3 protein-coding genes are annotated in these 2,139 nt (G+C 48.9%); all 3 read right to left on the reverse strand.

From position 1 onward, the window contains the following. Positions 1 to 72: 72 nt before the first annotated feature. Positions 73 to 429: a hypothetical protein gene (locus IPZ49_RS22620; RefSeq protein ID WP_080781177.1), complete on the reverse strand. Its 357-nt coding sequence runs from the start codon at positions 427 to 429 to the stop codon at positions 73 to 75. Further along, a complete protein-coding gene (locus IPZ49_RS22625) occupies positions 419 to 814 on the reverse strand; it encodes a hypothetical protein (RefSeq protein ID WP_032623407.1) in 396 nt (131 codons plus the stop codon). Before IPZ49_RS22625 ends, IPZ49_RS22620 begins: the two co-directional genes overlap by 11 nt. 408 nt (positions 815 to 1,222) lie before the next feature. After that, positions 1,223 to 1,834, reverse strand: a complete 612-nt coding sequence (locus IPZ49_RS22630) for a hypothetical protein (RefSeq protein WP_193762882.1) — start codon at positions 1,832 to 1,834, stop codon at positions 1,223 to 1,225. Positions 1,835 to 2,139: the final 305 nt, after the last annotated feature.

The raw sequence follows: 2,139 nt of genomic DNA on the forward strand, positions 1-2,139 counted from the left end.
CTTCTTATTCTATAACATTTCTGTTAATTTGTCAATACCAAAATCGACATTTTATTCACTTTCTTTGCATTTTTATTCAAATTCACTTACTGCGTATTTCTCGGCAATGGCTCCTGCCAGTTCCGCAAGTTCGGCGGTGATGTATTGCAGGGAGCAAGCAAGCTCTTCAAGGTCATTCGCAATGCGCCACGCCTGATCCACGGTGACGGTATCCCCGTTCATCTGCACCAGGTGCTCTACAGCAGCGCTCCAGTGTTCAAGGGCGGTGATTGCCTGCTCGGTGTATTGCAGCGCTTCCAGGAGCGCGGAGGGCGTTCTCTCACGCCACGCCTTATTAACAAGCCGCAGGGCTGGTAGATGCCAGATATCGTGGAAAGAGTTAATAAGGGTGTTCACGATGTTCACGGTGTCCATAGTGTTAAGAGTCATAATGTTCCTTGGTATCAAATAGGGTGTCAAAGTCGCGGGTTAAATTGTTAAGGTGATTAACCGAAAGCCAGCCGCAATAATGTTCGTATGAGGAGAAATTAAGAATTTGCCATTTGTGAAGATTTGAAGAATCCACATTAAAGATTTTCATCTTCCTGGGTTTCCAGAATGCACCAGGGCAGCTATTGAGAATATCCTGTAATGCGCCCATCTCGTCAGGAGACATTGCAGGGCTATTCTCTTCAATTATTGTAGTTTGCCATTCACCAGGAACAGAATTGTATTCCTTCGAAAGGCGAGATAGATTTTGAAAATCAGATGTTCGTAATAATGATTGTGCGTTTCGTTCAAATTTTGTAACTACGTTACGTTTTCTTTTTCCCATTCATTCCTCGTAGAGGGAAACTTCCGTGTTTTCTCGTTAATGTCCATACTGCGTAAAATGCAAATAACCAATACATAGCGATGATCATAAAAGTTTCCCTATTGTGAGTTTTAGAAATTAGAGTAGATAAATTCTACATTGTCTCGTTCGATGTGTTTCAGCGTGAATGATAAATAGCTACTTTCATCATCTATCTCAATCACACCAATGTTGCGCAGCGCACGAAGCCAGAACCTGATCCCGTGATCACTTACACCGGATTTATCAGATAGCTCTCCGTAAGAAATGCGAGTCCTACGTCCTTTCCAGAACCAAACCAAGGCATGGTAAACGCCCTTCCCGCTATCGTTGATCTGTATCTGGTTTGTGTTGTTCAGTTTTATGTATTGTATCAATTAGTCCTCCTGATTAGTTCCAGTGGCGTTGTATTGTGGCGATCCCTTTCTTCATTAGTTCAGCCGTTTGTCTTTGGGTCAATCCTTTGGATTTGTGTTCCTGTACTTCTTTACGGGTGTTGTTACCTTTAACTTTCTTTCTCACTTTCCCAAATTTCAGACATTCAATCTTTGCTCCAGGGAAATAATGCTCTTTGATGTATTCAGCAGTTGCCAGATCAGGTACTACGAACACCAGAGGGTGATCAGTGTCAGCATTACGGATAGATGTACGACTAATAAACTGGTAGCACCGTTCATAATTCATCGCGGAGCGTTGCTTATGTTCAAATTCTTCAACATTCCAGCCGTTAAGCTCCGCATACTGCCGCCATTTACCTTGGAAATCTTTATCAAGATTACTGCAACCAAGAAACGCTGCATTGTGTATGTGCTGGTAATGGTTCAGGCCATAGGAAGCCATTGAAACACGGATACCACGGGAAGCATCGGTAAGAATTTCATCCCCTATCGTAGTAAACTGACACAGGGATTTATCTCTGTTGGTAGCGAAGATAAATTCACCAGGCACGCGCTGGATGATTTCCTGGAGATGTTCGTGAAACACTTCCTGTAATGCTGACAAGGTGCATCTGTTTTCACATACGGCGACCAGGGAGATCGGTACACGCTTATGTTTACGTCTTTCAAGTGGCGGGGGGGGTCGGGGGGACGCGGGCGGGGAGAGGGAGGTTGTGTGGGGTGTGGGGGGGGCGGGGGCCGGGCGGGGGGGGGGGGGGGGGGGGGGGGGGGGGGGGGGGGGGGGGGGGGGGGGGGGGGGGGGGGGGGGGGGGGGGGGGGGGGGGGGGGGGGGGGGGGGGGGGGGGGGGGGGGGGGGGGGGGGGGGGGGGGGGGGGGGGGGGGGGGGGGGGGGGGGGGGGGGGGGGGGGG

Source organism: Enterobacter cloacae complex sp. S2 (genome assembly GCF_015159675.1).
Taxonomy (GTDB): domain Bacteria; phylum Pseudomonadota; class Gammaproteobacteria; order Enterobacterales; family Enterobacteriaceae; genus Enterobacter; species Enterobacter intestinihominis.